5 protein-coding genes and 2 pseudogenes are annotated in these 5,139 nt (G+C 60.0%); 6 read left to right on the top strand and 1 reads right to left on the bottom strand.

Translation table 11 applies throughout. The features are described from left to right. Positions 1–341 (bottom strand): annotated as a pseudogene (locus ACH2EI_RS11910) (hypothetical protein); the annotation flags it as partial. Between the two features lie 298 nt (positions 342–639). Between ACH2EI_RS11910 and ACH2EI_RS11905 the strand changes: the two are divergent. From ACH2EI_RS11905 to ACH2EI_RS11880, 6 genes and pseudogenes are all read left to right on the top strand, one after another. Next, complete coding sequence (locus tag ACH2EI_RS11905; protein ID WP_395156283.1) at positions 640–1,116, top strand: hypothetical protein; 477 nt, start codon at positions 640–642, stop codon at positions 1,114–1,116. Between the two features lie 6 nt (positions 1,117–1,122). Then, the gene (locus ACH2EI_RS11900) at positions 1,123–1,536 is read left to right on the top strand and encodes a 4Fe-4S binding protein (protein WP_395156281.1); all 414 of its coding nucleotides are present in this window, start codon (positions 1,123–1,125) and stop codon (positions 1,534–1,536) included. A gap of 9 nt (positions 1,537–1,545) precedes the next feature. Then, positions 1,546–2,331, top strand: coding sequence for a selenite/tellurite reduction operon b-type cytochrome ExtP (gene extP / locus ACH2EI_RS11895; protein ID WP_395156279.1), 786 nt, complete (start codon positions 1,546–1,548; stop codon positions 2,329–2,331). A gap of 84 nt (positions 2,332–2,415) precedes the next feature. Continuing rightward, positions 2,416–3,213, top strand: coding sequence for a menaquinol-cytochrome c reductase cytochrome b subunit (locus ACH2EI_RS11890; protein WP_395156277.1), 798 nt, complete (start codon positions 2,416–2,418; stop codon positions 3,211–3,213). A 53-nt stretch (positions 3,214–3,266) separates the two neighbouring features. After that, the gene (locus tag ACH2EI_RS11885) at positions 3,267–4,145 is read left to right on the top strand and encodes a ubiquinol-cytochrome c reductase iron-sulfur subunit (RefSeq protein WP_395156275.1); all 879 of its coding nucleotides are present in this window, start codon (positions 3,267–3,269) and stop codon (positions 4,143–4,145) included. Beyond that, positions 4,145–5,139, top strand: a pseudogene (locus tag ACH2EI_RS11880) (hypothetical protein); the annotation flags it as partial. The gene ACH2EI_RS11885 and the pseudogene ACH2EI_RS11880, both read left to right, overlap by 1 nt.

Genomic DNA, 5,139 nt, shown 5'->3' with positions numbered 1-5,139 from the left:
GCGACTTCGCCGCCGTCGGTCAAAGCACGCACGTACATGAAGCCCCATACGGGCATGAGTGACAGCGTCGCCATGGCCCAGAACGGCACCTTGCGGCGCTGCTTGTAGGCGGTGACGTAATGGGGGTCGACCTTCGGCGGCTGTGGAGCAGGTGCCGGGGCAGCAGCGGTACGCGCGGCAGGGCCGCTCGGCGGCGGGGGAGCAGCGGCAGGCGTGGCGGATGCCGACTTCTCGACGGCGCCAGCAGCAGGCGCCGTGGCAGAAGCGTCGTCGCCACCCTGGCCGATTGCGGAGCGGCGTTCGCGCGACCGCTTCAGGAGATGTTCGGGGATCTCAGTCACCGGGCAGAGGATAGATGGAGAACGAGCGGTCGCGTGAATCTAGGAGGGTGACAATTTGCCGGAACTCGTCACACTGCCTGCATCGCCCTTGTGACATTTCAACAGAACGCTCGTGCACTTTCGCACAACCTGGCGCGCGCGTCACACTTGCGTGCCAGACTTCGTTCATCCAGCCACCATGAGTAGACTTCGTGATTGAAATCACGAGTGATCTGCCTTTGGTAGAACGACTGGCGTCACGACCGAACACCAAACAACTCCGCAGTACGAAAGCAACTCAGAGGACTCACCACCAACGATGATCGCAATCGATGTCTTGAAGTGGCCTGGTGTCAACCAGGCGTTCATCGTGTCCTTCGTGGCGGCCGTACTCCTGACGCTGGCCGTCATTCCGTATGGTCAGCGACGCAAGAAGGGGCAAACCTTCACCTGGGGCGAAGCAATGCTCGCCAGCACCTACGCCTTCGGGGTGCTCTTCTTGACGTACGGCGTCGTCCCTCACCAGTGGATCGACCATGCAGACAAGAACCTCGGCTGGTCAAAAGATAAAATGATGCTGGGGCCCGGCCAGATCCTCAAGCCCCAGTCGCTCGGCGGTTGGAACCCAATTACCCTGCAGTACGAAGCACTGCGGGACATCATCGTCGTCCTGATCCACGCCATCTTCTTCGGCTTGAACATCTTCGTGGTGGTCTGGTGGCAGAACCGTGGCAAGGAAGTCCAGAAAGAACTCCCCGTGTCTTCTTACGGTCGTCCCCTGGTCAAGAAGGCGTGACCTGACATGGCAAAGACCGATGCAAATCCACCGATGATGCCGTTCACTGACGCTTACACGTTGGTGGAAGTCGACGCTGACTACCTCAGCAGGGCCGTCAAGCCGAAGCAGTTCATTCACATCGACCAATCCGAATGCATTGCCTGCGAGGGCTGCGTCGACATTTGTCCGTGGAAGTGCATTCACATGGTGAGCACGTCGGCGGTGACCGAGGCCATTGGCACCGAGCAGCCGGGTACCGATCCGTCCGATGCATTCATGTTCACAATCGACGACGACATCTGCACACGCTGTGCACTGTGCGTCGACCGTTGTCCGACCGGGGTCATCATCCTCGGCAAGGCCGGCTCCGCAACAGCAGCCGGCGACTATCACATGCGTACCAACAACCATGGCTACGGCTATGGGATGAGGCTCTGAGAGAGATTCATGTCTAAGACGATTGACGACAAACCACGCCCGACCGTGAAGGACCGCGTGAATCAGGCGGTCGATGCCACCCAGGGCAGCCAGGCCTGGAGCTCGATCTTCCGACCGGGTTCAATTTTCCGCAAGGGCTACACCGACAGCCCGCGTAACCGCTCGTATGTCATCATGAACTCGGTGCTGTACCACTTGCACCCGGTAAAGGTGAAGCGTCATGCGGTCAAGGTGTCTTACACCCTCTGCCTCGGCGGCCTCAGCTTCTTTTTGTTCATCTTGCTGACAGTCACCGGCATCTTCTTGATGTTTTTCTACCGTCCCGAGGCAACCGCTGCCTGGAACGACATCCAGAACCTGCAGACCTCAGTGACCTTCGGGCTCCTGGTCAGAAACATGCACAGATGGGGGGCCCACTTGATGGTGCTCGCCGTCTTCTTGCACATGGCTCGGGTTTTCTACCACGGCGCCTACAAGCCGCCGCGTGAGTTCAACTGGGTCATTGGCGTGATCCTCTTGACTCTCACCCTGCTCCTGTCGTTCACTGGCTACCTGCTCCCGTGGGATCAGCTAGCGCTGTGGGCGGTGACTGTGGGTACCAACATGATGGGCTATACGCCGGTGTTCGGTAATGAGGTCAGATTTGTCTTGCTGGGTGGTGCCGAGATCGGCTCCGAGACCTTGCTGCGCTGGTATGTGCTGCATGTCTTGTTCCTGCCGTTCATCATCGTCATCTTCATGGCGATCCATTTCTGGCGAGTGCGGAAAGACGGCGGTATTTCCGGTCCGCTGTGATCTGGATATGACCTCCAAAAGATTTGTGATGTTGAATGGCTGTGTCCCTGAGAACCAGGGACAGAAAGATGAAGGGGCGAACTCATGACCGAGATCCCAGAACATCTGCTGAAGCGGGCGCAAGCCGCCCGTGAGAAGTCCGCGGACGCGGCTTCTGCTGCCGAACCGGCAGCGGCCAGCGGTGAATCTGCTGCGCCAGCAGGCGACTCGCGTATTCCCGAAGCACTGTTGAAACGCAGCCAGGCTGCCAAGGCAGCGACAGCCGGTGGCGCTGCCCCAGATGACGAGGGTGCTCGTGGTGGCGGAGTTGCCGTCGCCGAAAAGGTCGGCGCCATGGTCGCAGCTGTCCCTACCAGCGCTGGCGTTCCCGTCGGTGCAGGCCCTGGTGGTCACACTCAACGCCTGCTCACGGTCGTCAAGTCAGGCTCGATTCAAGATGTCAAGGCCACTCCAGTCGACAAGGTTCACACCTGGCCGCACCTCCTTGCAGCCGAGTTCGTTGCCGCCCTGGCAATGACGGCGTTCACGTTCATCTTTTCGGTGTTCGTTAACGCTCCGCTGCTGCAGCTCGCCAACACCAACGCGACACCGAACCCGTCGAAAGCTCCTTGGTACTTCCTCGGTCTGCAGGAACTGCTGACGATGTTCCACCCGATGGTGGCTGGCGTGACCCTCCCCGGCGTCGGCGTGATCTTCTTGATCCTTGCCCCATTCGTCGATCGCAACCCGTCGAACAAGCCTGAAGATCGCAAATTCGCCACATCACTGATGACGGTGCACCTGATGTTCTGGGCCGTCCTCGTCATGATTGGTTCATTCTTCCGTGGCCCTGGTTTCAACTTCGTGTTGCCCTGGGTCGACGGCCTGTTCTTCGAGCTTTGAGTGATCTCAAAGCCCACCTGAGTACGTTGTAGATACAGCAAAGGAGTCCCCCCATGAGTACCGCAGCAGTCATCGCACTCGCAATCGGCTTCGTCGTCATTCTTGGCGCCATCTCGTTCGCCACGCTCGCTCGCAAGAGCGATGTGCGTGGCGCCGGCGCCCTGTCGGGCGAAGCAATTAAACGTGATAAAGCAGGCCGCAGTGGCGCAGGTGTCGAGGCCGAAGCAGCCGCTTCGACTCGGACCGGCGCTGATGCCGAAGCTGAAGGCGTGCAGGCACGCAGTAAGGAACTCGTCCAGGTCGGTCCTGAAGAAGCGACGCTGATCCCGTGGATCCCACCGGATCCCGAAGCCATCGGCGTTTCACGCCGCCAGTTCTTTAACCGCGCGACCATCACACTGATGAGCGCGGGCATCGCATCATTCGCGGCGGCTTCCTTCGTGGCATTCCTGTGGCCCTCGGGCACGGGTGGCTTCGGCGGCAGCGTCGCTGTCGGCAAGCTCGACGCGATTAAGGCCGGCATCAAGCAGGGTGGTGGGTTCTTCTACGTTCCTGAAGCCAAGTCGTGGATCACGGCGTACCCGGTCGAAGGGCTGCCTGCTGCACGCTCGATCTACGCCGACTCACTGCTGCCCGCAATGGAGCAGGGAATCGTGGTGCTGAGCCAGAAGTGTCCGCACCTCGGTTGTCGTGTGCCTGAGTGCAAGACGAGCCAGTGGTTCGAATGCCAATGCCACGGCTCGCAGTACAACCGCGTCGGTGAGAAGAAGGGCGGTCCGGCACCGCGCGGCATGGATCGCCATCCGGCTGACGTGTCAGCGTCCGGTAACGTCACGATCAACACCGGCGTCAAAGTGGCCGGCCCGGCGATCGGCGTGAACACCACAGGTCAAGAGGCCGAAGGTCCGCACTGCACAGGTGGAGGACACTGATGATTTTTGCCTCAACGACGGGAACGATTGCTGTTGTCAGCGTCGTCTTCATCGCGATCGGTTGGGTTGTTTACGGCATTTTCAATGTCGTGGCCGGCCGCAAGGAAGTGGGTTCGGAGATCGAACTCGCCGCCAACCGCAAGGAGTATTACGACGATGAAACGCTCGAAGGCTCGCGCCTTGAGCGTGTGCAGCTCTTCGGTGTGTTGCTGCTCGCCCTGATCGTGGTGATACTGCCGGCGTACTGGGTGTTCGAGCCCAGCCGTCACGCTGGAGCCGAAGAAGGTTGGAACAACCGTTTTGCCAGCTGGGGGTCGCAGCTCTTTGCTCCGACCGCTGAAGGTGGCTTCAACTGCGCCGGGTGCCACGGCGGCATGGGTGGCGTTGGCGGCGAAGCGCCGTTCACGGTCACCGACAAGCTGACTGGCGAGATCACTGCTGTCAACTGGAAGGCACCAGCCATCAACACGGTGTATTACCGATTCGACGAATCCGAGGTCAGGTTCATTCTGAACTACGGCCGTCCGTTCTCGCCGATGTCCCCATGGGGTCTCGTCGGCGGTGGGCCAATGAACAGCCAGCAGATCGATAACGTGCTCGAGTACCTCAAGTCGATTCAACTGCCGCGCGAGAATTGCGGCGTGGGTGAGGTCGAGGCGTTCAGCTTCTACGGGCAGGAACTTTGCCAGAGCGGTTCGGTGCCAGAGAAAATCGCCAGTGACATTCAGGCTTCCATCGACGGCGCAATCGCCTCAGGCGAAGCAGCCAGCGTTGGCGAGGCCGTGTTCAACCTCAAACTCGGCAGCGGCGCCTACAGCTGCGCCCGTTGCCACACTCAAGGTTGGAGCTACGGAAATCCGGGTCAAACTGGCCAGGGCGCCTATGGTTGGAACCTCACTGGCGGTGCAACGAACAGACATTTCAACAACGAAGCCGACATGGTCGCGTTTTTGAAGAACGGTTCTGAGTTCGGCAAGGTCTACGGTAACCAGGG

This window comes from Ilumatobacter sp., assembly GCF_041688325.1.
Classification (GTDB): Bacteria; Actinomycetota; Acidimicrobiia; order Acidimicrobiales; family Ilumatobacteraceae; genus Ilumatobacter_A.
Note: the sequence above shows the minus strand (reverse complement) of the source record. Positions and strands in the feature narration are given on the sequence as shown.